Origin of the sequence: Hyunsoonleella jejuensis (genome assembly GCF_900111025.1) — a bacterium.
In the GTDB taxonomy this organism is placed as follows: domain Bacteria; phylum Bacteroidota; class Bacteroidia; order Flavobacteriales; family Flavobacteriaceae; genus Jejuia; species Jejuia jejuensis.
In genome coordinates this window covers 69,575-92,589 of the sequence record NZ_FOFN01000004.1, presented here as the reverse complement: position 1 = coordinate 92,589, position 23,015 = coordinate 69,575, and the positions used below count along the sequence as shown (strand labels likewise).

At 34.9% G+C, this 23,015-nt stretch carries 23 protein-coding genes; 8 read left to right on the top strand and 15 right to left on the bottom strand.

The features are described from left to right. Window positions 1-11: 11 nt before the first annotated feature. From BMY39_RS13215 to tpx, 4 genes are all read right to left on the bottom strand, one after another. On the bottom strand, window positions 12-650 hold the full coding sequence (locus BMY39_RS13215) for an outer membrane lipoprotein periplasmic chaperone LolA1 (protein ID WP_092580736.1): 639 nt from the start codon (window positions 648-650) through the stop codon (window positions 12-14). 22 nt (window positions 651-672) lie between these two features. Beyond that, a complete protein-coding gene (locus BMY39_RS13210) occupies window positions 673-3,060 on the bottom strand; it encodes a DNA translocase FtsK (protein WP_092580483.1) in 2,388 nt (795 codons plus the stop codon). Between the two features lie 63 nt (window positions 3,061-3,123). Next, entirely contained in the window at window positions 3,124-3,489 is a 366-nt protein-coding gene (locus tag BMY39_RS13205; RefSeq protein WP_092580481.1) for a diacylglycerol kinase, read from the bottom strand. After that, window positions 3,482-3,988: a thiol peroxidase gene (gene tpx / locus BMY39_RS13200; protein WP_092580479.1), complete on the bottom strand. Its 507-nt coding sequence runs from the start codon at window positions 3,986-3,988 to the stop codon at window positions 3,482-3,484. Before tpx ends, BMY39_RS13205 begins: the two co-directional genes overlap by 8 nt. Window positions 3,989-4,269: 281 nt before the next feature. On the opposite strand from tpx, the gene katG reads away from it, so the two are divergent. Together katG and BMY39_RS13190 are read left to right on the top strand one after the other, a co-directional pair. Beyond that, the gene (katG, locus tag BMY39_RS13195; protein ID WP_092580477.1) at window positions 4,270-6,504 is read left to right on the top strand and encodes a catalase/peroxidase HPI; all 2,235 of its coding nucleotides are present in this window, start codon (window positions 4,270-4,272) and stop codon (window positions 6,502-6,504) included. Between the two features lie 78 nt (window positions 6,505-6,582). Beyond that, window positions 6,583-7,053 (top strand): ankyrin repeat domain-containing protein, encoded by a 471-nt coding sequence (locus BMY39_RS13190; RefSeq protein WP_092580475.1) that lies wholly within the window; start codon window positions 6,583-6,585, stop codon window positions 7,051-7,053. A 158-nt stretch (window positions 7,054-7,211) separates the two neighbouring features. On the opposite strand, the gene BMY39_RS13185 is transcribed toward BMY39_RS13190, so the two are convergent. The 5 genes from BMY39_RS13185 to nhaC all read right to left on the bottom strand — a co-directional run bounded on the left by BMY39_RS13185 (window position 7,212) and on the right by nhaC (window position 11,239). Continuing rightward, window positions 7,212-7,976, bottom strand: coding sequence for a DUF6090 family protein (locus BMY39_RS13185; protein WP_092580473.1), 765 nt, complete (start codon window positions 7,974-7,976; stop codon window positions 7,212-7,214). A 201-nt stretch (window positions 7,977-8,177) separates the two neighbouring features. Continuing rightward, entirely contained in the window at window positions 8,178-8,435 is a 258-nt protein-coding gene (locus tag BMY39_RS13180) for a DUF6952 family protein (RefSeq protein ID WP_092580471.1), read from the bottom strand. Next, entirely contained in the window at window positions 8,416-8,730 is a 315-nt protein-coding gene (locus BMY39_RS13175) for a thioredoxin family protein (protein ID WP_092580469.1), read from the bottom strand. Before BMY39_RS13175 ends, BMY39_RS13180 begins: the two co-directional genes overlap by 20 nt. A 157-nt stretch (window positions 8,731-8,887) precedes the next feature. Beyond that, window positions 8,888-9,532, bottom strand: coding sequence for a peroxiredoxin (locus BMY39_RS13170; protein WP_092580467.1), 645 nt, complete (start codon window positions 9,530-9,532; stop codon window positions 8,888-8,890). Between the two features lie 219 nt (window positions 9,533-9,751). Next, window positions 9,752-11,239, bottom strand: coding sequence for a Na+/H+ antiporter NhaC (nhaC, locus tag BMY39_RS13165; protein WP_092580465.1), 1,488 nt, complete (start codon window positions 11,237-11,239; stop codon window positions 9,752-9,754). 92 nt (window positions 11,240-11,331) lie between these two features. On the opposite strand from nhaC, the gene BMY39_RS13160 reads away from it, so the two are divergent. Beyond that, entirely contained in the window at window positions 11,332-12,354 is a 1,023-nt protein-coding gene (locus BMY39_RS13160; protein WP_092580463.1) for a metal-dependent hydrolase, read from the top strand. Here the strand turns inward: BMY39_RS13160 and BMY39_RS13155 are convergent. Further along, window positions 12,351-13,571: an aminotransferase class I/II-fold pyridoxal phosphate-dependent enzyme gene (locus tag BMY39_RS13155; RefSeq protein ID WP_092580461.1), complete on the bottom strand. Its 1,221-nt coding sequence runs from the start codon at window positions 13,569-13,571 to the stop codon at window positions 12,351-12,353. The two genes, BMY39_RS13160 and BMY39_RS13155, sit on opposite strands and share 4 nt — an antisense overlap. A 156-nt stretch (window positions 13,572-13,727) precedes the next feature. On the opposite strand from BMY39_RS13155, the gene BMY39_RS13150 reads away from it, so the two are divergent. From BMY39_RS13150 to BMY39_RS13130, 4 genes are all read left to right on the top strand, one after another. After that, complete coding sequence (locus BMY39_RS13150) at window positions 13,728-14,186, top strand: Lrp/AsnC family transcriptional regulator (RefSeq protein ID WP_092580459.1); 459 nt, start codon at window positions 13,728-13,730, stop codon at window positions 14,184-14,186. Continuing rightward, window positions 14,183-14,812, top strand: a complete 630-nt coding sequence (locus tag BMY39_RS13145) for a CPBP family intramembrane glutamic endopeptidase (protein WP_245738287.1) — start codon at window positions 14,183-14,185, stop codon at window positions 14,810-14,812. The genes BMY39_RS13150 and BMY39_RS13145 overlap by 4 nt, the downstream gene beginning before the upstream one ends. A gap of 75 nt (window positions 14,813-14,887) precedes the next feature. Then, complete coding sequence (locus BMY39_RS13140) at window positions 14,888-15,403, top strand: hypothetical protein (RefSeq protein WP_092580457.1); 516 nt, start codon at window positions 14,888-14,890, stop codon at window positions 15,401-15,403. 720 nt (window positions 15,404-16,123) lie between these two features. Next, window positions 16,124-16,924, top strand: coding sequence for a sensor histidine kinase (locus BMY39_RS13130; RefSeq protein ID WP_092580453.1), 801 nt, complete (start codon window positions 16,124-16,126; stop codon window positions 16,922-16,924). A gap of 4 nt (window positions 16,925-16,928) precedes the next feature. Here the strand turns inward: BMY39_RS13130 and BMY39_RS13125 are convergent, their stop codons facing one another. The 3 genes from BMY39_RS13125 to panB form a co-directional block, all read right to left on the bottom strand. Further along, window positions 16,929-18,308: an aldehyde dehydrogenase gene (locus BMY39_RS13125; RefSeq protein ID WP_092580451.1), complete on the bottom strand. Its 1,380-nt coding sequence runs from the start codon at window positions 18,306-18,308 to the stop codon at window positions 16,929-16,931. 17 nt (window positions 18,309-18,325) lie between these two features. Further along, window positions 18,326-19,024: an RluA family pseudouridine synthase gene (locus tag BMY39_RS13120; protein WP_092580449.1), complete on the bottom strand. Its 699-nt coding sequence runs from the start codon at window positions 19,022-19,024 to the stop codon at window positions 18,326-18,328. A gap of 108 nt (window positions 19,025-19,132) precedes the next feature. Further along, the gene (panB, locus tag BMY39_RS13115; RefSeq protein WP_092580447.1) at window positions 19,133-19,951 is read right to left on the bottom strand and encodes a 3-methyl-2-oxobutanoate hydroxymethyltransferase; all 819 of its coding nucleotides are present in this window, start codon (window positions 19,949-19,951) and stop codon (window positions 19,133-19,135) included. 244 nt (window positions 19,952-20,195) lie between these two features. Between panB and BMY39_RS13110 the strand changes: the two genes are divergently transcribed. Continuing rightward, window positions 20,196-20,822: a DinB family protein gene (locus tag BMY39_RS13110; RefSeq protein ID WP_092580445.1), complete on the top strand. Its 627-nt coding sequence runs from the start codon at window positions 20,196-20,198 to the stop codon at window positions 20,820-20,822. A 23-nt stretch (window positions 20,823-20,845) separates the two neighbouring features. Here BMY39_RS13110 and BMY39_RS13105 read toward each other — a convergent pair whose 3' ends face one another. Both BMY39_RS13105 and BMY39_RS13100 read right to left on the bottom strand, forming a co-directional pair. Continuing rightward, a complete protein-coding gene (locus BMY39_RS13105) occupies window positions 20,846-21,601 on the bottom strand; it encodes a T9SS type A sorting domain-containing protein (protein ID WP_092580443.1) in 756 nt (251 codons plus the stop codon). Further along, complete coding sequence (locus tag BMY39_RS13100) at window positions 21,598-23,013, bottom strand: DUF1501 domain-containing protein (RefSeq protein WP_092580441.1); 1,416 nt, start codon at window positions 23,011-23,013, stop codon at window positions 21,598-21,600. Before BMY39_RS13100 ends, BMY39_RS13105 begins: the two co-directional genes overlap by 4 nt. Window positions 23,014-23,015 lie beyond the last annotated feature (2 nt).

Sequence of the window (23,015 nt, the reverse complement as noted above, 5' to 3'; positions counted from 1 at the left end):
AAGGCGACTACCTAATCAATTTTATTGATGTAATAATCTTGATATTTATCTTCTTCAAAGGTAAATAAGGTTTTTGACAACGGTTCGTTAGTTCTGAAAGAATTAACGATTAAGGTCGTTTTAGTTCCGTTTTTACCAATTTGAATTAAATTGTAGATGTGTTTCGTAGTAGCATCGACACCTAATAGGATATATTCTATTTCGGAATTGGAGTCTATGGGTGTTAATTTCACATATTGTATTTTTCTACCTTGTATGTTTTGAACAATATCCATGGCGTAGGTATAACCATCCTCATAAAAAGATAGCATTTTACTTGGCGTTATCGCATCTGCTTCATCTTCTGCTTGAGTACTAATGGTTACTTCCTCATCTTCCGGACTAATGGTATAAAGTGTTTTACCATCATAAAGACGTGTAATACCTAGTATGTTTAATTTATACTTTTCACCTTCCAGTACAACATCGCCACGGGTTTCCTGTTTGATGTTTTCGGCAGTATTTTCAAGAATGTACTTAAAATCGATAAAAATATTATCGTAGTTCTTCACTTTTTCTGAAACCTCATTTAATAAAGTTTTGCCTTTATTTTGAGAAAATCCGGATAAGCCGATGAACACAACGCATATAATGGTAATTAATCTTTTCATTTGTTTTTGCTTTAATACAAAATTAAATATTTTCATTTTCTAATAGCTCATCTAGAGAGGCTAAATCTGGAACTAAAACCTGTCTTGCTTTACTACCTTCAAAAGGACCTACAATGCCTGCGGCTTCTAATTGGTCTATTAAGCGTCCTGCTCTGTTATAGCCTAGTTTTAATTTTCGTTGTAATAACGAGGCCGAACCTTGTTGTGCTGTTACAATCACGATAGCAGCATCCTTAAATAGCTTGTCTCTGTCTGATATGTCTATATCAAGACTTGTGCCACTTTCTTCACCCACATATTCGGGTAACATATAGGCTTCAGGATACGCTTTTTGCGAACCAATATAATCAGTGATTTTTTCAACTTCGGGCGTATCAACAAAGGCACATTGTACGCGAATTATGTCGTTGCCTTGCGTGTATAGCATATCTCCGCGACCAATAAGTTGATCTGCACCAGACCCATCCAAAATGGTTCTAGAATCTATTTTAGACGTTACCCTAAACGCAATACGCGCTGGGAAATTTGCTTTAATGATACCTGTAATAACGTTTACAGAAGGTCGTTGCGTAGCAATAATTAAATGAATACCAATGGCACGGGCTAATTGCGCTAAACGTGCAATAGGTGTTTCCACTTCCTTACCTGCAGTCATAATCAAATCTGCAAACTCATCAACTACCAGAACAATGTAGGGTAAAAATTGATGGCCGTCGTTAGGGTTTAATTTACGAGCCTTAAACTTCTTGTTGTACTCCGCAATGTTTCTGCACATGGCATTTTTAAGAAGTTCATAGCGGTTATCCATTTCAATACAAAGCGAATTTAAGGTATTGATAACCTTAGTATTATCAGTAATTATGGCTTCTTCGCTATCTGGTAATTTTGCCAAATAGTGACGTTCAATTTTATTAAAAAGGGTAAGCTCAACTTTCTTCGGGTCTACTAAAATAAATTTTACTTCTGCAGGGTGTTTTTTGTATAATAACGAAGTTAAAACAGCATTTAATCCAACCGATTTTCCTTGTCCGGTTGCACCTGCCATTAGTAAATGTGGCATTTTAGCCAAATCTACTACCAAGGTTTCATTGCTAATGGTTTTTCCCAGTGCAATAGGTAGCTGCATTTTAGATTCCTGAAATTTCTTGGAAGCTATCACAGAGCGCATGGAAACGATTGTGGCGTTTTTATTAGGTACTTCTATACCTATGGTGCCTTTTCCTGGAATTGGTGCAATAATACGAATACCTAATGCAGAAAGCGATAAGGCAATATCATCTTCCAGATTTTTAATTTTTGAAATACGAATACCAGCGTCTGGTACTATTTCGTAAAGTGTAACAGTTGGACCTATAGTAGCTTTTATACTTGCAATACCTATTTTGTAGTTGCTAAGGGTTTCAACAATACGGTTTTTATTTTCCTCTAATTCTTCTTGATTTATTTTTATGCCTTCAGCATCATACTTTTTTAATAAATCTAGGTGAGGGAATTGATAATTACCTAGCTCTAGCGTAGGATCGAACAGTCCAAAATCTTCCACCAACTTATTGGCCAAATTATCGGTTTCAGATAATTCTTCTGTTAGCGCTTCCACCTTAATTTCTAGCTCTGTGTCTTCTTCTGGTTCAGATTCAGGAATGCTTACTTCCATTGGTGCAACTTCTGTGACGGGTTTTGGTTGCTTTATGGGGTTTTTTTCAGGTTTTTCATCTAGAGGAATATCAAACGCCGTTTTTATTGCTTCTGCCTCTTCCGAAAGGTTATTATCAACAACGAAGGTATCGTCTTGTATATCAGAGAATTCTTTTTTTATATCGTTTTTAGCTGACGAAAACAGGCGCTTAAAGCTATCAAAGGTAACTTTAAATCGCATTGCGAGATAAGTAATTAGTCCAAACAATAATAGGAGTGAAGTGCCAATTTTCCCAATATAATCCTGTAAAAAACTATTTACCTCAAAACCAATAGTGCCACCGAGTATATCGTTTTTTGAAGCGAAAAATCCTAGAAGGACAGAGCACCAAATCATAATAAGAATCCCCCAGAACCAATGTTTTCTTAATTTTGCTCTGTTGATGTCCATCAATACATAAATACCTGATAAAAAAACCAAACCAGATACAATGAATGCTGAGATACCAAAACCACGGTGAATAAAAAAATCGCTTAACCATGCTCCAATTTTACTCAACCAATTTTGTGCTTCGGTATCGCGTGACGCAAAATTTGAAAGTGTACTTTGATCTGCCTTACCTGTAAAGAAAAAAGAGATAAATGAAACGCAAAGAATGATACCAAAAATCACTAAAAAACTACCAAACACGAGCTTTTGTTGATTGGACAACTTAAAACTTGGTGTTTTGAATTTAGATTTAGTAGGTTTTTTAGTTTTGGTTCGTTTCGCCATTATGCGGATTTAGTTTCAGCAAAAATACAAATTACTAACGTTTATCCTAGATGGATTATTACTTTAAAAAATCTTAGGAATATAAATAATACATCCCATTATAAAAGTAGAAATAGCCGCAATAAAAACAGCACCAGCGGCAATGTCCTTTATGTAACCAATTTTCGCATTATATTCCGGATGAATAAAGTTGGCAATTTCTTCAATGGCGGTATTTATGCCTTCAATTCCCATAACCAAAGCAATAGCCAGTATTTGAATAAGCCATTCAGTTTTGGAAATTTCAAAATAAAATCCAGCTATAGTTACTAATACAGTAATAACAAGCTGGATTTTTATACTAGGCTCTTTAGTAAGTAATAAGGCGCCTTTAAGTGCATATCCTACACTTTTTATGCGATTTACCAAGAAGGATTCGTTTTTAGGCATCCTGTAAAGCTTCTAATGCCGCTTTGTAGTTTGGTTCGTCTCCAGTTTCTGGTACTTGTTCAGTATGCAATACTTTTCCAGAAGTATCTGTTACAATAATACTTCTAGACAGCAGGCCATCAAAACCACCGCTTACAAACATCACACCATAGTCCTTTCCAAATTTCCCTGTTTTAAAGTCAGAAAGCATCACCACATTGTCTAAGCCTTCCGCTGCACAAAACTGATCCTGAGCGAAAGGTAAATCTCTAGAGATACATAACACGTTTGTATTGTCTAGTTCGCTGGCCTCTGTGTTAAATTGTCTTACGGAAGCAGCACAAACGCCCGTATTTACGCTTGGAAAAATATTTAAAACCAATTTTTTGCCTTTAAAATCAGCAAGGGTTTTTGTAGATAAATCGATTGCCACCAATTCGAAATCTGAAATCTGAGAACCAACTGATGGTAGTTCACCAGAAGTTTTTACAGGCGTTCCGCCTAAAGTGATATTAGCCATTTTTTTTGTTTTTTAATTAGGTCGTCTAAATTAAGAATATTTAAAATGTTAAGACGATATTATTAAAAATCTTTATGAAATTATTATCGGAATACCTAGTATCATACCCTAAAGCTGCTATCATTATATGTAAAAACTATAGTTTTGTAATATATGATAAGTTTTATCAATTTTAATATAACATATAAAAATGTTTTGTGGATACAACTAGCTGTTTTATTGACTAAATTTATAACATTCAAAAAAGAAGAAAATTAATTAAAAACATAAAACTATAAACTATGAGTAACAACAATCCTCACGGTGATGCATTTGACATTAATAATTCTGATGCTAGCCAATGTCCTTTTTTAAGTGGTTCACAAAGTCAGGCTGCTGGCGGTGGTACAAAAAATCGCGATTGGTGGCCAAATGAATTAAAACTGAATATCCTGCGACAGCATGATGCAAGAAATAACCCGCTTGGTAAAGATTTTGACTATTCAAAAGCGTTTGAGAGTATTAATTATGAAGCATTAAAAAAGGATCTCACTGATTTAATGACAGATTCTCAAGAATGGTGGCCAGCAGATTACGGGCACTATGGTGGGTTAATGATACGAATGGCGTGGCATAGTGCAGGAACGTATCGTGTAGGAGATGGTCGAGGAGGAGCAGCTACAGGTAACCAACGTTTTGCGCCTATTAATAGTTGGCCAGATAACGGAAATTTAGATAAAGCACGTTTATTGTTATGGCCAATTAAACAAAAATATGGAAGCAAATTATCTTGGGCAGATTTAATGATTCTGGCTGGTAATGTGGCTTTAGAATCTATGGGATTCCCAACCTTTGGTTTTGCTGGTGGACGTGAAGATATCTACGAACCAGAACAAGATGTGTATTGGGGAAGTGAAACTGAATGGGGTGAAAATGCCTCTCGATACGATGGTGAAAAGGACCCTACAAAAAGAGATTTGGAAGATCCTTTGGCAGCTGTGATGATGGGGTGGATTTATGTAAATCCAGAAGGTCCAGATGGTCATCCAGATCCAATGGCTTCAGCACATGATGTACGTGAAACATTCGGGCGCATGGCGATGAATGATGAAGAAACAGTTGCTTTGGTGGCTGGAGGGCATACTTTTGGAAAGGCTCATGGTGCAGCAGACCCTGGTAAATATGTGGGTGTAGAACCTCATGGTGCAAGTATAGCAGAAATGAGCACAGGTTGGAAAAATACATTTCAATCTGGCGTTTTAGAAGATGCCATTACATCTGGTATTGAAGGTGCTTGGACACCTAATCCTACACAATGGGACGCTGATTATTTTGATGTATTGTTAAATTACGATTGGGAATTAACAAAAAGTCCTGCTGGTGCGCACCAGTGGACACCAACTGAAGCGTCTAAAGCAAAAATGGCTCCAAGAGCTGGGGGAGAAGGTAAACAGGCGTTAATGATGACTACGGCTGATATTGCACTAAAAACCGATCCTGCGTATTTAGAAATTTCTAAACGTTTTCATAAAGACCATAAAGCATTTGAAGATGCGTTTGCACGCGCTTGGTTTAAATTAACCCATAGGGATATGGGACCAAAACACAGATATGTAGGACCAGAAATACCTCAGGAAGATTTAATTTGGCAAGACCCTATTCCAGCAGTAGATTATACGTTAAGCGATGCGGATATCACATCCTTAAAAAAGATGGTTTTAGCCTCTGGGTTATCAATTTCAGAAATGGTAAAAACAGCATGGGCTTCTGCATCAACGTATAGAGATTCTGATAAACGTGGCGGTGCAAATGGTGCACGTATCGCTTTAGAGCCTCAGCGTAGTTGGAAGGTGAACAATCCAAAGGAATTAGATAAGGTATTAAATGTTTATAAAGGCATTCAAAAAGAGTTCAAGGGCGATGTTTCACTTGCAGATTTAATTGTTTTAGCTGGAAACGCGGGTATTGAAGAAGCTTTAAATAAAGCAGGATACGATATGTCCGTTCCATTTACTCAAGGACGTGGCGATGCGTTGCAAGAGCAGACCGATATAGAACAATTTAACTACCTTAAACCTGTAGGAGACGGATTTAGAAATTATCAAAATGCTAATGTAGATGCAAAAGCTGAAGATTTATTGGTCGACAAAGCAAATCTTTTAACCTTGTCAATCCCTGAAATGACCGTTCTAGTTGGAGGTATGCGTGTGCTGGGAGCAAATTTTGATAATTCAGATTATGGTGTTTTTACTGATAAAGTAGGGGTTTTATCGAACGATTTCTTTAAGAATATTTTAGATATGACTTACACGTGGAGCGAAACATCACCTGCCGAAACACATTTTGAAGGGCGTAATCGCAGCACAGGTGAGCTTAAGTTTAAAGGTACAAGAGCAGATTTAATTTTTGGCTCGAATACAGAACTAAGAGCAGTTTGTGAAATTTATGGTGCTAACGATGGCGAAGAAAAATTCGTTAAAGATTTTGTCGCTGCTTGGGCGAAAGTAATGGACTTAGATAGATTTGATTTAAAATAGTTTGGTTGGTTAATAGTAGAAATTGGGATGAATGTTTTTATAATGTTTGTCCCAATTTTGTTTTATGTTTGAATTACTATGAATGACATTACACATTTTTTCGGAGCTATACAATCCGGAGAGAAAGATAGGGTAGAAACCTTGTTAAAACTACATCCAAATTTGGTAAACGGTAAAGATTCTAGAGGGTTTACACCACTAATTTTTGCAGCCTATTTTGATAAAAAAGATATTGTTGAAACGCTTTTAGAGTACAATGCCCCAGTTGATGATACTGATGGTTCCAGCAATACAGCATTAATTGGTGTAGCCTTTAAAGGTAATACAACCTTGGCAAAACTGTTATTAAAAAAAGGCGCCAACATTAATGCGCAAAATAATTTGGGATATACATCTTTAATTTTCGCTAGTATGTACGGACAAACTAAAATGGTGGAACTATTGTTGAAGCATAATGCAGATGCTACTATTAAAGATAATGAGGAGAAAACAGCTATAGATTATGCTGAAGAAAAGAAGTTTCGGGATGTTATTGAATTGTTGAAATGACTTTTTTAGAGTTTCGTTTAACGTGTTTGTATAAGATTAGTTGCGTGTTTAAGTTCCTAATTTAGCAAATCAAATCGTATAGAAAATCCGCTAGGATTTTCGTAAGCAAGCTTGAACTAGCAATTAATTTTATACGTTGTTAGCCTTTCGTTATTTTTTTATTCTTCAGTATCAATTTCACTATTTATAAGTTGTAGAATTTCTTTTTGCATTTCTGAAATACTATTCAACTCATTTAAAATCATTTTATTGTAATAAAATCGTTGAGCTATTAACGAGCCTAATAAATTGGAATTTAATATCATTGAAGATGAACTTAATTTAATCTTATTAAACCTATCAACTGTATAAGGATAAGTGTTTTGATACACATCAATCATATCACTGTTTTGTCCTAATAATGGACATATTTGAATATTTGCCAAAATCCGTACATCCTTTTCGTCTTCACTTAAATCAGCGACTTCTCTTTTAAAGCGACTTATCAAAGTTTTTAATTCCTCATTTTTTATTAAATCAATTTTTCCAGTTGATATTATTACATCTATAGTTGAAGTTGTAGGAATATATGTTGGTGCTGCAATTGCGACAATTGCCAAAGTATCATCAATTTTAACTTTTATATCTTTAGGAGTCGTCTTAAGAATTTCAATGAACTTATTTAAATTGCGATGATATTTATTATTTGCAAATATTAATACTTCAATTTCTTGTTGGTTTTTATTAAAATCTTCTTTTAAATTATTAAGGATAGACTGCTCAACTATTCTATTATTTATTTCTTCTTTCTTACTATTAATTTGAAGTGCTATTAAAATTCCAATAACAACAAGAATAATTTCGCCAATCGCATACAGAATATATTTACTGAACTTATTTTCAGAGAGTAGTTTTTTTCTAATTTTTCTAAAGAATTTTATCATTGGTCATTGGTGTTCAGAATAATGAAGCACAACGTATTAACGGATATGCGCCGTTATTTAATACTTCGACAAGCTCAGCACAAGGGGCTTATATCCGACATTAAACGAAGGTAGTTGAAATTTTTTACAAAGTCAATTTTGGAGAAACAAAAAAGCCACCTCAAAAGAGACGGCTTTAGATATAACATTTTTCTTTTTCAATTAGGTGTCAATAGAACCCATAACACGTTTCATAAAGCTGTTTAAAGCTTCTTTTTTTGGCGTACCATCTTTGGTCATTTTATTAACTTCTAGTGCGCCATACATGTTAGAGATGAGTTCTCCAATAACGTCTAGTTCCTCATCCTTTAAGGAGGGTACTTCTGTTAAGGCTTCTAATGTTTCAATAGTTTCAACAACAAAATCCTCATCGTTGTCTTCTATAAAATTTGTTAAATGCTTAATTACTGGTAACTTCATGTACTAAGTCTTTTAAAACATCAAACTTGTTGGTTTGTACTTGATTTACAAAAGCACCATTTTTAAAGGTAGCAAAGGTTGGTAAATTATCAACAGTTGCAAGCTTTCTGCTTTCTGGAAACTTTTCCGCGTCAGCAATAATAAAAGTTACATCTTCTAATTCTGAAGCTAACTTTTTTACCTTAGGTTTCATTATACGACAATTACCGCACCATGTAGCAGAATATTGCACAACAACCGTATCATTTTCAGAAACTAAGTCTTGTAAATTATCTTGATTTAATTCTTTTAGCATAACTGTTTAAATTCGTAATGTCAGTTCGAGTGATTTCGATTTTTGTAATCGAAATTGTATCGAGAACAATATTATAAATGAAATATTCTCGATACAAATTTTACTCATTTCAATCGAAAAATTCACTCGAATTGACAATCATTATATTTAAGGGTTTTTAGTTTACGTGCGCTGCTAAATACTCAGCAACACCATCTCTATTCGCATTCATTGCGTCTTTTCCTTCTTCCCAGTTTGCAGGACACACCTCGCCTTTTTCTTGTACGTGCGTTAGGGCATCAATTAAACGTAAGTACTCACCAACGTTTCTTCCTAATGGCATATTGTTGATGCTTTCGTGTTGTACAACACCTTCTTCATCGATAATGTATGTAGCTCTGTATGTTACGTTATCACCTTCTACAGTAACAACACCGGTTTCTTCGTTATAAGTTTCGTTAGTGATATCTAAAATACCAAGGGTAGACGCCAGGTTTCTGTTAGAGTCTGCTATAAGCGGATACGTTACACCTTCAATCCCTCCATGATCCTTTTCTGTATTTAACCATGCAAAATGTACTTCGGCAGTATCACATGAGGCACCAATAACAATAGTGTTGCGTTTTTCAAACTCACCTAGTGCTGCTTGAAATGCATGCAATTCTGTAGGGCATACAAAAGTGAAATCTTTTGGATACCAAAACAGTACTACTTTTTTATTATTATTTACGGCTTCTTCTAATACATTTAATTTAAAAGTATCGCCTAATTCGTTGATAGCATTTACGTTTAAATCTGGAAATTTTTTTCCTACTAAGGTCATAATTATTTTATTTAAAGTTTGATTATTTCTTTTCTATGGTCATGACAAAACTAGCGCTTCATATCACCTGTTTATATATAACGTAATTATAAAAGTTTATCGGATAATAGCATTTCTGTATGGCCTCAAAAAGCGGTATTGTTTTTTGAGAAATGCATAGAAAATTAAGTTCAAAATTATCTACTTGACAAATTTGAGTAAATATGGGTAAGGTATCCTTTATTTAGAAATTGAAAGTTGCTTGATTTTTATTTTAAAGGCTGCGAAAAGAAGAGTCATAAAAGGACTTAACCAATTAAAAATGGCATAGAAGAAATAATCGAAAACACTTACACCGAGTACGCTACTGTGGTATGCCCCGCAGGTGTTCCATGGTATAAGGGGTGAGGTTACGGTGCCTGAATCCTCAAGTGTTCTACTTAAGTTTTCAGGAGCGAGCCCTCTATCCTCGTAAGCCTTTTTAAACATTTTACCAGGAACAACCAATGCAAGATATTGGTCGGATGCCGTAACGTTTATGGCTAGGCAGCTAATTACCGTACTGGCAAACAGACCAAAGGTTGTTGTGGCTAAGTTTAGTAATTCTTTACTGATTTTTGACAGTGCACCTATGGCGTCCATTACACCGCCAAACACTACGGCACAAATAATTAACCATACGGTTTTGAGCATTCCGCTCATTCCTCCAGATGTGAAAAGTTCATTCAAATTTTCATTAGTTGTTTTTATTGCAGTATCCACTGTCATTGCATTCATAATGCCTTTGTACGCCGATTTGAATGTAAGCGAGTCCGCCCCTGATATTGTTTTAACAATTTCCGGTTGCGCGATAATTGCAACTAAGCCTCCAAGTAGGGTTCCAATGAGAAGCGCTACAAGCGGAGGTGTTTTTTTTACAATCAAAAAAACAAGTACCAACGGGACAATGAATAACCAGCCGCTAACGTTAAATGCAGAATCAATCGTTTTTAGAATAGACGAAGTGTCCGTTATCCCGCTAGTATCTATTGTGAAACCTATAATAGTAAATACAACAAGTGTAATAATTACAGTTGGTACAGTTGTTAGTGTCATATACTTGATGTGCGAGAACAATTCTCCTCCAGCCATTATTGGAGTTAAGTTAGTAGTGTCGCTGAGCGGTGACATTTTATCTCCGAAATAGGCTCCTGAAAGTATAGCACCGGCAGTCATTCCTAATGATATACCCAAGGCCTCTCCAATGCCAATCAATGCAATACCCACAGTGGCGGCAGTAGTCCAGGAACTGCCAGTCGCTACGGAGGTTATCGAACAAATAATAACACAAGCAGCCAAAAATATATTGGGATTTAAAATTTGCAAACCATAATACATCATCGACGGGATAATACCACTTATTAACCAAGTTCCGGCAAGCGCTCCCACCATTAAAAGTATAAGAATGGCTCCAGTTGCAGATTTTATGCTTTCGGCAACTTCGTCAAGCATTATGGCATAGGATACTTTATTGTAAAAACCAACTATAGCCGCTACTGCCGCACCAAGTAACAGAATAAATTGATTAGAACCACTTATTGCATCATCTCCAAAAACAAAAACATTATAGGCCAGCATTCCTACTAGTGCAAATAATGGGATTAGAGCCTCCCAAATGTTCAATTCGGTATTTTCAACAATATTTTGGTTATCGGCTTTAAATTTAGAGATATTCTGTTCGTCTTTCATAGGTCCTTTTTTGTATCGTAATGTTACGATTTTGACTTTAGGTATGCAAATGGAAAATAGTTCCCTACTTTTGATGTTTATTTAAAATTGAAATGGACTCCTTAACTCAAATTGTTTTAGGTGCTGCTTGTGGAGAAGCGGTACTTGGCAAAAAAATAGGCAACAAAGCATTATTGTTTGGCGCCATTGGTGGCACTATTCCTGATTTGGACGTATTGGTTGGAAGTTGGCTTTATGGTAATGAAATAGACGCTATGCTGTTTCACCGTGGGTTTATGCATTCTATATTGTTTTCAATTTTAGCTGCGTTTTTGTTAGGCTGGTTGGTCCACAAGTTATATGATTTGGGAAAACGAAGAGGAACCACCACCCAAAAGGACTGGATTTCATTGTTCTTCTGGTCTTTATTTACACATCCTATTTTAGACGCTTTTACACCATATGGAACGCAACTATTTGCGCCATTTAGTAATTATCGTGTAGCATTAAACAATATAGCTGTTGCAGATCCTGCTTATACTTTGCCATTTTTAGTTTGTATGATAGGGGTTATGTTTTTCAAAAGAACTTCAGATAAACGGCGTTTATGGCTAAAATTAGGGTTAGGCATCAGTTCAGTGTATTTGCTGTTTACCTTAGGAAACAAATTATATATTGATACTATATTCAGAAAATCTCTGAAAGATGCTAATATAAATGCAGCTCGATTTAGCACGCAACCGGCAATATTCAACAATATTTTGTGGTATGCTATAGCTGAAACAGAAACTGCATATTACGTTGCGGATTATTCATTATTTGATACTAAGAATAGGTTTTTAAACTTTAGGGAAGTTCCTAAACAACGCGATTTAACACCTTTATCGTATGATGACATTAAGGGTTTAGCATGGTTTAGCAATAATTACTATAGCATTTATAAGCTTAATGATAACGAATATCAGTATAACGATTTACGCTACCCGCTTTTAGATTTAGACAATCCGAATACCTCTGTTTTCAGTCTGTTATTGTTTAAAGACCAAAACCGTTTAAATATGAAGCCCTTTGAACCCAAATTTGATAGTCTAGGTAATATTCTTCAATTGCTTTGGGAAAGAATAAAGGGTATTTAAATAGCTGTAGTTTTTTTAACCAAAATATTTAACTCTGTCATACATTTGCGCATCATATTGTAAGTGCGTTCAATATCGGCATCTAGCCCAATGGAAAAACGAATTAAACCATCGCTTAATCCCATTTCAGCTTGTTCTTCTTCAGGAATTTCAGACGATGTTGAAGTCCCAGGAGCAGAAAATAAGGTTTTGTAAAATCCAAGACTTACTGCCAAATAACCCAAGTTTTTGTGTTGCATTAGTTCCATGAGTTCGTTTGCCTTTTCAAGAGAACCGACATCAATAGTGAGCATACCGCCAAAACCATATTCAGTATGCATCATACGTTTAAATAAATTGTGGGATGGATGAGAGCTTAATCCGGGGTACACGGTTTTTAGTCCGTCTTTTTCAAACCTTTCCGCTAAATACATACCATTTTTACTGTGTTGTTGCATTCTAATATGCAGTGTTCTTAGGTTTTTTAGAATGGATGAAGCCCGCAAACTATCCATGGTGGACCCTAAAAGCATCCCCGCACCATCGTTTACATTTCGTAAATCGTTGATAAATTCTTGAGTGCCGCAAACTACACCACCAACAGTATCGCTAGAGCCGTTAATGAATTTCGTTAAACTATGAATTACCACATCGGCACCTAAAATTGCTGGAGATATGGATAAGGGTGAAAAGGTGTTATCTACAACCAATTTTAAACTATACTTTTTTGCAATAGCGGCTAAACCTTTAATATCAGCCACTTCTAAAAGTGGATTGCTTACCGATTCGCAGTATAGCACTTTCGTACGTTTTGTTATAGCAGCTTCAACCGCCTCTAATTTCGTTATATCAACAAAGGAAGTTTCAATATTAAATTTTGGGGTAAAATTTTTAAAAAACGCATATGTACCACCATAAATAGTTCTGCTTGAAACAATATGGTCTCCAGCATTGCATAATTGCAACATAACCGCGGTAATGGCACCCATTCCAGATGCTGTAACGTTGGCTGTTTCGGTATGTTCCATTGCAGCTAGGGCTTCCCCTAAATACAGGTTAGAGGGTGATGAGTGACGTGAGTATAGATAGCATCCGTCTGCATTTCCTTCAAAGGTGTCAAACATGGTTTTGGCTGAAAGAAATGTATAGGTTGAAGAATCTGAAATAGATGGATTTACACCTCCAAATTCTCCGAAGTACTGTAAATCTTGAATGCTGTTTGCTGGCTTGAAACTCATAGTATGTTATCTTTAAATTACTAAATTCGTGATAATTAGAAATAAAATCAATAGTATCTGTATTTATTAGAAAATAAAACTGATAAAAGATTAATTATTAGATTTATAAATAGTATTTTTAATTTTTAATTAGCTTATTGTGAAAAATTTTCAATCATGATTTTTGATGCAACCGATAAAACATTATTAGAACACCTTCAAAAGGATAGTAAACAAACCAATAAAGAACTTTCTAATAAGCTAGGGCTTTCTGTTACAGCCGTTTATGAGCGTATTAAAAAACTAGAGAAAGAAGGGTTTATTGATGGGTATACAGCAGTAATTAATAAGCAGAAAATTGATAGAAATTTTGTGGCGTTTTGTCATGTAAAGCTACTGCAGCACAGTCAGGAGTTTGTCGTAAGTTTTGAGAAAGAAGTAAATAGCTTAAATGAAGTTTTAGAATGTTATCATATAAGTGGGGATTACGACTATCTTTTAAAGGTAATTGTAAAGGATATGGCGACTTTTCGGGAGTTTATGGTAAAAAAGCTGACACGTATTAACCATATTGGTAGCACGCATAGCATGTTTGTAATTAGTGAAGTAAAACAAACCAACATCATACGATTTTGATACATACAAGAGTATATAGAGGCGTTGAGTTTTTTATTATTTTTATTTTAGTTCCTGTAAGTTTCACATTGGCTTATCATCCTGTTATTAAGTTAAGTATTGGCTTTGTTGGTTTTCTATATGTAATGTATGTGCTTTTAAAAGTTGAAAACCAAAAATTTAAAATAGCTCCAAATTTAAATTGGAGCGTGTTTTGGAAACAAACGATGATTAAGCTTTTAATCATTGCCATAATAACAATGGTATTTGTAGGGTTTACCAATAAGGAAGCGTTGTTTTATGTGTTGCTTAACAAACCGCTAAAGTGGTTGATTTTATTGTGCGTTTACGCCTTGTTTTCGGTGTATCCGCAAGAGCTCATTTATCGCACGTTTTTCTTTAAACGGTATAGTGTTTTCTTTAGACAAAACAGATTATTGGTATTTGTAAATGCCGTGATTTTTGCAATGGCACACTTGTTTTTTAAAAATACGCTAGTAATAGCATTAACATTTTTAGGAGGAATTTTATTTGCCTTAACGTATCAAAAGACTAAGTCAACGCTCTTAGTATCAATAGAGCACGCGATATATGGTTCATGGTTGTTTACCGTAGGAATGGGGGAGATGCTCGGGTTTCCAACCTAAAAAATAAAAGAAATCTCACACAATCAAATCTTTTTGCTATTTTTAAGCAAGCTATTATTAACCAATTTATGACTTATGAAAAAATTAGGACCTATTATCTTAGGATTCATTATCGGTGCAGTGTTAACTTATTTCTTTTGCCCAAGACCCGGTGGAGAAATACATGCCATAGACACCAAGATTAAAATTCCAAAAGACACTATTTCGGTGGCCGAAGCCACTAAGTTGTTTAAAAACTGGCAACAAAATAATCCAACAGAAATAGACTCAACAATTGAAGTAGAGGGGTCTAGAAAGAAAATAACTAATGTTGGTTGGTCTTTAAGTGAAGTACGGGACTATCTAGACTATGCCGAAGCTAAATCTGATTCCCTTGGTTTTGAAATGACCGGAATTAGAGTGTATATGGGAAATTATGGTAAAAATCCAGATCCTGCCTTAAAAAATAGAAACACCTTGTTTATTGCTCCAGTGGGAATTAAAAATATTTCAAAAGGGAGTACCCTGAATTTAAGTCTACAGGGCGATGATGAGGATACTGGAGCGCCACCTCTAAATAGAGGAGCTGGAGGAGGAAACGAATACCCTTAAATGCATTTAATTTATTCTTGTATTGATTGATTTTTTACTAAATAACAACTTCTATTTATATACCATATTAGAGTTTTCAGCAGCAATAACAGGAATAGTTTATTTTAAGAAATACAATAAAACTCCAGTTAAATATTTTATATATTTTTTAATTTTTATAGCCTTTGCAGATTTGTTATGTGCGTATAACTATTTTATAAGGCCAAATAAATTTTTATATTTTTTAAAAGGCACAAAATTTGAGAAAAATCACTGGTGGGCAAATATCTATTGGGTTATAGGCGCTATACTTTTTTATGCGTTTTATTATCAAAGGATTTTAAAAACGGCTCTGTTTAAAAAAATCATCAAGACGTTGCATTATGCTTTTTTAGTATTTTCTTTAATATATATAGCGTTGCATTGGGAAGCATTTTTTAATTCATTTTTTGCTGTTCTTGATTTATCCGGTGCATTAATCATTTTTGTATGTACCGTTTTCTACTTTATTGAAGTTTTATTAAGTGAAAAGATTCTATACTTTTATACATCTATAAGTTTTTACATTAGCGCCACTATATTTATTTGGTGGTTGATTACGGCACCATTGTCATTTTATGATGTGTATTATAAATACGAAGTTGGTAAATCCTTTTATGATCAAGAATTTCATGATTTGAGACGTTTAATATTCTTATTTTCAAATATTTTCATGTATATAACTTTTATTTTTGCTTTTATATGGTGCAAACCGGAGAACGAATCGTAAGTAGTACTTCAGAGCGGTACATGTTGGTGTATATGATACTAGTTTTAGTTATCATTACATCACTCGTGATTGTGTTTTTTATTGTATTTCAAAAACGAAAAAATAAGTTGTTGTTAGACAAAATAAAGCAACAACGCGAGTTCGAAGCGGAAATGGTAAAGGCACAAACCGAAACACAAGAACAGACTTTAAAAAATATTGGATGGGAGCTACATGATAACGTGGGGCAATTATTGTCTTTTGCAAGTATGCAATTAAGTATTTTAAAGATGCAAGTAGCTGATGATGTAAGGGATAAGTTTAAAGACACTACAGAGGCACTAAGCAATGGGTTAAAAGAGGTGCGCGCTTTATCTAAAACGCTTAATAACGATGTGATTTTAAATATAGGTTTCGAAAAATCTATAACTAACGAGTTGGATCGCTTAAAGCGTATGAAGTTTACTTCAGCAGAATTAATGGTTATTGGTGAAAAGGTAGATTTCAATGATAAAAACCATAAAATTATAGTTTTTAGGATACTACAAGAGTTTTTGTCTAATTCGGTGAAATATTCTGAAGCAAAAAATTTGAATATTACTATAAATTACGGTTCTGATAACATACGGATTACCGCAAAGGATGACGGAAAAGGTTTTGATATTCATGTTGTAGAAAAAGGTTCAGGTTTAATCAATATGAAAAGTAGAGCAGAACTTATTGGTGCAACTTTAGATTTACAATCAAAATTAGGAGAGGGTGTGACTTTACAACTGGAATACCCGTTACATTAGCTATTTAACCTAAATATTTAAACACTTTTCGTAAAAGGTTCATTTTTCCTTTATATGGTGCATATCTAAACGAAGGGTCTAACCAAGTGCCACGTTTCATAATTGATTTATCATGTGAAAACGTATTGAACCCATGTTTACCGTGATATTTACCCATACCACTGTTTCCTATGCCGCCAAAAGGTAGTTTAGGGTTTCCAAAATGTACCATTAAATCGTTTATAACGCCTCCTCCAAAACGATACTTTTTAACGGTGCGTTCTATGAAGTTATTGTCTTTTGAAAATATGTAAAAGGACAATGGTTTGGCACCATTTAAAATAATACGTTCTATATCTTCTTCAGTATCGTAAGTTAAAATGGGTAGAATAGGCCCAAAAATCTCTTCTTGCATAACAGCACTGTCTAGCCCTGGATTATCAATTAAGGTCGGTGCAAAATAGTTATCGTTTTCATCAAACTCACCTCCAAACAAAATGACTTCGTTTTCTATTAGCTGTTTTAATCGTTTTAGGTTTTCAGCATTTATGATTCTTGGCAAGTCCTCAGATGTTTTAGGATTTTTGCCATACCTTCTTATAATTTCTTTTTTTAAACCTTCAATCAATTCGTCTTTTATAGCAGATTTAACGATCACATAATCTGGTGCAATACAAGTTTGCCCACCATTAAATAATTTAGCCCATACCAAACGGCGTACCACAAGCTTTAAGTTATTTGTATCATCTATAATGCACGGAGATTTACCACCAAGTTCTAGAGTTACAGGTGTTAAGTGCTTTGCAGCCGCTTTTGCAACAATTTTACCAACTTTTGTGCTTCCTGTAAAGAAGATGTAATCCCAATTTTGTGCTAATAATTCGGTAGCAGTTTCTACACCACCTTCAACGGAAGTTGCTACTTCCTTAGGAAAAACCTTATTTATAATTTCAGTAATTGTTTTTGCCGTGTTTTCGGTTAATTCGCTAGGTTTTAATACCACTGTATTTCCGGCAGCAATTGCCATGATTAAAGGCTCTATAGCCAATAAAAATGGGTAGTTCCAAGGGGCGATTACTAAAACTGTTCCGTAAGGCGATTTATAGATATAATCTTTGGAAGGAAGTGTTATTAAAGCAGGAAATACTCGTTTTGGTGTAGCCCATGTTTTTAGTTTTTTTATAACAAGATTAAGTTCAGAAATTACCAAACCGAATTCACTAATATAAGATTCGAATTCAGATTTTTTAAAATCCTTATGCAAGGCATCCAAAATATCTTGTTCCTTACTTAGAATTTCTTGTCTTAACGCCTTTAAAAGCGATAATCTATAAGAAATATCAAGTGTATTTTGCTTCTGGAAAAATGATTTCTGTAATGCAACTATTTCTGGGATCGATTTCATCTTTTAAAGATAAAACATTAAAGGCATGCATTCCAAATAGCATCATTCGGTAAAGGTGCACTAACTAAAATTTGTTCTTTTTTTACCGGATGGATAAAGGCGATAGCTCTCGCATGAAGATGTATGCTTGCATCTTTATTGCTTCTATCAAAACCATACTTTAAATCGCCTTTTAAAGGACTTCCAATACTTGACAATTGAACCCTAATCTGATGGTGTCTGCCAGTCTTTAGGTTTATCTCTAACAATGTGTAATTATCTAGTTTTTTTATGGTTTTGTAATGGAGGATGGCTTTTTTACTGTCTTTTACTTCCTTGTTGTAGGTATAAGATTTATTGGTTTTTTGGTTCTTTTTTAACCAATGCACCAAAGTACCCTCTGGTTTTGGAGGTGGTTGCTTTACAACGGCCCAATATGTTTTTTTTATATCCTTAGATAAAAATAACTTATTTAATCTTGGCAGCACTTTACTGGTTTTAGCAAATATTACTATGCCTGAGGTTGGTCTGTCTAATCGATGAACAGTGCCTAAGTATACATTTCCGGGCTTGTTGTATTTGTTTTTTATATAGGCTTTTACAACATCGCTTAATGGTGTGTCGCCCGTTTTATCACCTTGAACAATATCACCTGCACGTTTGTTTACGATGATGATATGGTTGTCTTCAAATAAAACCTGAAGATTATTTTGGTTTGAAAGTGTTTTGTTTGACACGAAACTTTTGTTTTACTGCCTTGAACCGAATAAACAAAGCGTAATTAGGTTATTTACATAAAGATTTAAAAATAGATGTAACTGAATACTATAGCAGAGGTTGATAACTTAATAAGATTCACTCTCATTAGGAAAATCTTTTGTTTTTACATCATCTACGTATTGCGAAATAGCATTACTCATATCTTCGTATAAATTTAAATATCTGCGTAAAAACCTTGGATTAAATTCATGGGTCATCCCAATCATATCGTGTAGTACCAAAACTTGCCCGTCTACATCTGGCCCTGCGCCAATTCCAATTATAGGTATACTTACGCTTTCGGCAACTTGTTGCGCCAATTTAGCTGGTATTTTTTCTAAGACTATAGCAAAACAACCTATTCTTTCAAGCATTTTTGCATCCTCTAAAAGGCGTTCGGCTTCTTGTTCTTCTTTTGCACGAACTGTATAAGTACCAAATTTATATATAGATTGCGGTGTTAAGCCCAAATGCCCCATTACAGGAATTCCAGCATTTAAAATACGTTTTATAGACTCTTTAATTTCTTTTCCACCTTCAAGTTTTACAGAGTGTGCGCCACTTTCTTTCATGATTCTTATGGCAGAACGCAATGCTTCTTTTGGGTCGCTTTGGTAACTGCCAAAGGGTAAATCTACAACGATTAAAGCGCGATCTATTGCACGAACTACCGAGGATGCATGATAAATCATTTGATCTAAAGTAATAGGCAGTGTAGTTTCATGGCCAGCCATAACGTTACTAGCAGAATCCCCAACCAAAATCACGTCAACACCTGCGCTATCCACAATTTTTGCCATAGTGTAATCATATGCTGTTAGCATGGATATTTTTTCGCCAGTTGCTTTCATATCAACAAGTGACTTTACGGTAACGCGCTTATATTCTTTTTTGGCTGTAGACATGTCTTATCAAATTTGTTAGTTCGTAAAAATACTAAATAAAGCAGATACTGTTAAACTTTTCTTTAATGCGCCGTTAGGTTAGTGTATATGGATTATTTTGGTTTAATAGATAAAAATTAGGATGCGTTATATTTTATATTCGTTTGAGTAATTAAAAAATCGAGTGTACTTGAAAATTATTTAATTGAATGATACAGGAAGGTATTTTACTAGTAAGAATGAAATTAAAAATTTAAATAAATATATGAATAGAAGAAAATTATTGGGCTTGATAGGACTGAGCCCTTTGGCATTCTTATCTTCAAAAATGCCTAGTAATGAAAATACATTTATAGTTAATTTAATAAAACGGTTAGAGGCATCCAGAACTTATACTATAGCTGTCTTTAATACAATGCCAGAAAAAGATTTGGAGTATAGTCCAACTGAAGCACAACTGAGTTTTGCACAACACTTTTTGCATGTAGGTTTTACGAATAATGTTTTTATTGGTATACTATTGGACTCTAAAACTTATCCAGATTTTAATAGTGTGATGAAGGCAGATTTTTTAATAGAGCGCCCAGATACAGTGAATTTGTTTCAGCCAGATACTTTTAAATCAAAGGATGCCAAAGCGAATAAGAAAAAGGTGGTTGATTACTTAAACGCAACTTTTGATTACGTAATTGCAGGCATTGGTAAATTGGATGACAACGATTTGAAACGTGGCGCTGATAAAGTAAAACCTTGGTATTTAGAGGGGCATACACATTTAGATCTTATTCTGAGAGCGGAAACCCATACAGCGCACCATAGAGCGCAAGCCATTGGATATTTACGAATGAAAGGGGTGCAACCTCCAGGGTATTCAAAGTATAACACGTTATAAATAGAAAAGAAGTAGTTTAAAACTTATTGTCTCTTGATAATTTTAAAAGACTTTTCTTTTCCGTTTTGATTGGTTTTTAGAATGTAGATACCACCGGATAAATTATATCCATTAATTGGTAATTGATAGTTTTGGTTGTCTTCTGAAATGGTAATATTACCAGAAGTAATAGCGCGCCCCATCATATCGTAGAGTGTAAAGCTAACTGGCTCTGATTGCGATAAGCTCACCACTCTTAGCGATACAGTATTAACAAACGGATTTGGATATACAGAAGCATTATAGCCGTCTTCCTCATCTACAACAGTAAACGGATCGGTTATAGCTATTTTTAACTCACTAAAGCCAAAGCAATCACCACCAAAATTTGATGTTGGTGTAATTAGCACATATCGGGCTCTTACAGCATTAAAATTAGGGCCTTCCATTCCTTGGTAGGTAGATGAACCCGAAGCTTGCTCTAAGTTAAATTCACCTAGATTATCCCAAGTTACACCATCCAAAGAGTAATCAATATTGAATTCGTTCATTCCATAATCCAAATGTTTTGGCTCATTGGAATTCCAAAATTGGGTTTCAGTAAGCACATAGTCATAGCCTAAATCGTACATTATCCAATGCGTTTCGCCATAAGAGGAAATCGGGTTTTGAGATGGTTCACAAGACACCCAACCATCAAACCAATTGGTGCTGTGGCGATCTGGAAAGCATTGTGCTGCCACGACTTGCATGCCAGAAACAAAGAATACTGCTATGTATATGTATAAGTTTTTCATCATAACATTTTCATAAATCCTAAAGGCGGTGTACCGCTACTGGTATCATAAAAATTCGATAGATTTGGTAAGATAGTAGTTAATTCTGAAGCAGAAACCCCAAACCAAAGCGCTAATTCTGCCATGTATAAATCTGCAGCAGTGGTGGGGATAATTACACCACTTCTTAAATCTAAATCACTATTTAGAGCAAGTGTGGGATAATTGCCATAAATATCTTTTCCATTAACGGCTCCACCCATTATAAATGCATTTCCACCCCAAGCATGGTCAGTTCCGTTGCCATTAGAGGTTAATGTCCTTGCAAAGTCTGAAACGCTAAACGTTGTAACATAATCATTCATATTTAGTTCAAACAATAAACTATTAAAATAAAGCAAGGCGTCGTTTACTTCTTTTAGATTGCTCCCGTGATTAATGAGTAATTCATCATGGTTATCAAACCCCCCAATTTCAACAAAGAAAATTTGCCTTGAAAAACCAAGTGAATCTCTAGCGGCTATTGTTTTGGCCACCATTCGTAGTTGTTCTGCGAGATTGTTTTCTTCTGGGAGCGATGTTACAAATTCTTGAACACCATCTATGGCATCTTGAAATGCTAAATTCGCATCGTTTGAGGCCTTTACAACATTTTTATAGGTATTTTTATAAATATCTTGGTAGTCTTTTTCAAGCATAGAGTTTAGTGCTTCAGTCTTCAATTCGTTAAAAAAGCCGTTGCCTCCGTATCCATTTATGCCAACACTACCTGAGTTTTTAATGGTATAAGGTGTTATTTGATCTCCACGTTGAAAAATGTTTGTGCCTCTAAGTGAAATATTCATAGAAATTTCGTCGTTGGAATTCATGGATTGCACCAAATCAGCAATTTTTCCGCCCCAACCAATATTAGAGCGTTCTCCTGGGTTTCCGGTCTGCCATTGTTGTACTTGATCAGAATGCGAAAACAAACCCAAAGGCGTTTTAACCACATTGTTTTTTATATCGCTTTTGGTTGCTGGTTCTATTAAAGTGCCCACATTTGAGAGAAACGCCATATTCCCACTTTCAAACATTTGGCGCATATCAGAAAGTTCAGGATGTAAACCAAACACTCTACCATCGGAGATATTTGGATTTATCTGTAAAATATCGTTCTGAGGAATCGCTAAATTGGAACGTGAGGTGGCATATTCATTATATTCACTATTCCCTTTTGGAATTAACATATTAAACGAATCGTTTCCGCCACTCAACATGAGGCACACTAAAGCTTTGTAATCACCGCCATAAGGGATAATTGCCGAATTATCCATAGCTGCAGCAGCCATAGCTTTTAGGTTGATGAGTGAAGAAAATAAGGTGGTATAACCTAGTGCAGCACAGGAATCACCAATAAATTTTCTTCTGGATATTGTGTTTCTTTTTTTTGTCATCT

What these genes read in the sequence shown, in the direction of transcription:
- nhaC (WP_092580465.1), bottom strand. Translation starts at nt 11,239, where the DNA reads ATGAAAGACGAACAGAATATCTCTAAATTTAAAGCCGATAACCAAAAT.
- BMY39_RS13100 (WP_092580441.1), bottom strand. Translation starts at nt 23,013, where the DNA reads ATGACAAAAAAAAGAAACACAATATCCAGAAGAAAATTTATTGGTGAT.
- BMY39_RS13105 (WP_092580443.1), bottom strand. Translation starts at nt 21,601, where the DNA reads ATGATGAAAAACTTATACATATACATAGCAGTATTCTTTGTTTCTGGC.
- BMY39_RS13110 (WP_092580445.1), top strand. Translation starts at nt 20,196, where the DNA reads ATGAATAGAAGAAAATTATTGGGCTTGATAGGACTGAGCCCTTTGGCA.
- BMY39_RS13180 (WP_092580471.1), bottom strand. Translation starts at nt 8,435, where the DNA reads ATGAAGTTACCAGTAATTAAGCATTTAACAAATTTTATAGAAGACAAC.
- BMY39_RS13210 (WP_092580483.1), bottom strand. Translation starts at nt 3,060, where the DNA reads ATGGCGAAACGAACCAAAACTAAAAAACCTACTAAATCTAAATTCAAA.
- BMY39_RS13170 (WP_092580467.1), bottom strand. Translation starts at nt 9,532, where the DNA reads ATGACCTTAGTAGGAAAAAAATTTCCAGATTTAAACGTAAATGCTATC.
- katG (WP_092580477.1), top strand. Translation starts at nt 4,270, where the DNA reads ATGAGTAACAACAATCCTCACGGTGATGCATTTGACATTAATAATTCT.
- BMY39_RS13175 (WP_092580469.1), bottom strand. Translation starts at nt 8,730, where the DNA reads ATGCTAAAAGAATTAAATCAAGATAATTTACAAGACTTAGTTTCTGAA.
- BMY39_RS13125 (WP_092580451.1), bottom strand. Translation starts at nt 18,308, where the DNA reads ATGAAATCGATCCCAGAAATAGTTGCATTACAGAAATCATTTTTCCAG.
- BMY39_RS13160 (WP_092580463.1), top strand. Translation starts at nt 11,332, where the DNA reads ATGGACTCCTTAACTCAAATTGTTTTAGGTGCTGCTTGTGGAGAAGCG.
- BMY39_RS13205 (WP_092580481.1), bottom strand. Translation starts at nt 3,489, where the DNA reads ATGCCTAAAAACGAATCCTTCTTGGTAAATCGCATAAAAAGTGTAGGA.
- BMY39_RS13140 (WP_092580457.1), top strand. Translation starts at nt 14,888, where the DNA reads ATGAAAAAATTAGGACCTATTATCTTAGGATTCATTATCGGTGCAGTG.
- BMY39_RS13150 (WP_092580459.1), top strand. Translation starts at nt 13,728, where the DNA reads ATGATTTTTGATGCAACCGATAAAACATTATTAGAACACCTTCAAAAG.
- BMY39_RS13190 (WP_092580475.1), top strand. Translation starts at nt 6,583, where the DNA reads ATGAATGACATTACACATTTTTTCGGAGCTATACAATCCGGAGAGAAA.
- tpx (WP_092580479.1), bottom strand. Translation starts at nt 3,988, where the DNA reads ATGGCTAATATCACTTTAGGCGGAACGCCTGTAAAAACTTCTGGTGAA.
- BMY39_RS13130 (WP_092580453.1), top strand. Translation starts at nt 16,124, where the DNA reads ATGGTGCAAACCGGAGAACGAATCGTAAGTAGTACTTCAGAGCGGTAC.
- BMY39_RS13215 (WP_092580736.1), bottom strand. Translation starts at nt 650, where the DNA reads ATGAAAAGATTAATTACCATTATATGCGTTGTGTTCATCGGCTTATCC.
- panB (WP_092580447.1), bottom strand. Translation starts at nt 19,951, where the DNA reads ATGTCTACAGCCAAAAAAGAATATAAGCGCGTTACCGTAAAGTCACTT.
- BMY39_RS13155 (WP_092580461.1), bottom strand. Translation starts at nt 13,571, where the DNA reads ATGAGTTTCAAGCCAGCAAACAGCATTCAAGATTTACAGTACTTCGGA.
- BMY39_RS13185 (WP_092580473.1), bottom strand. Translation starts at nt 7,976, where the DNA reads ATGATAAAATTCTTTAGAAAAATTAGAAAAAAACTACTCTCTGAAAAT.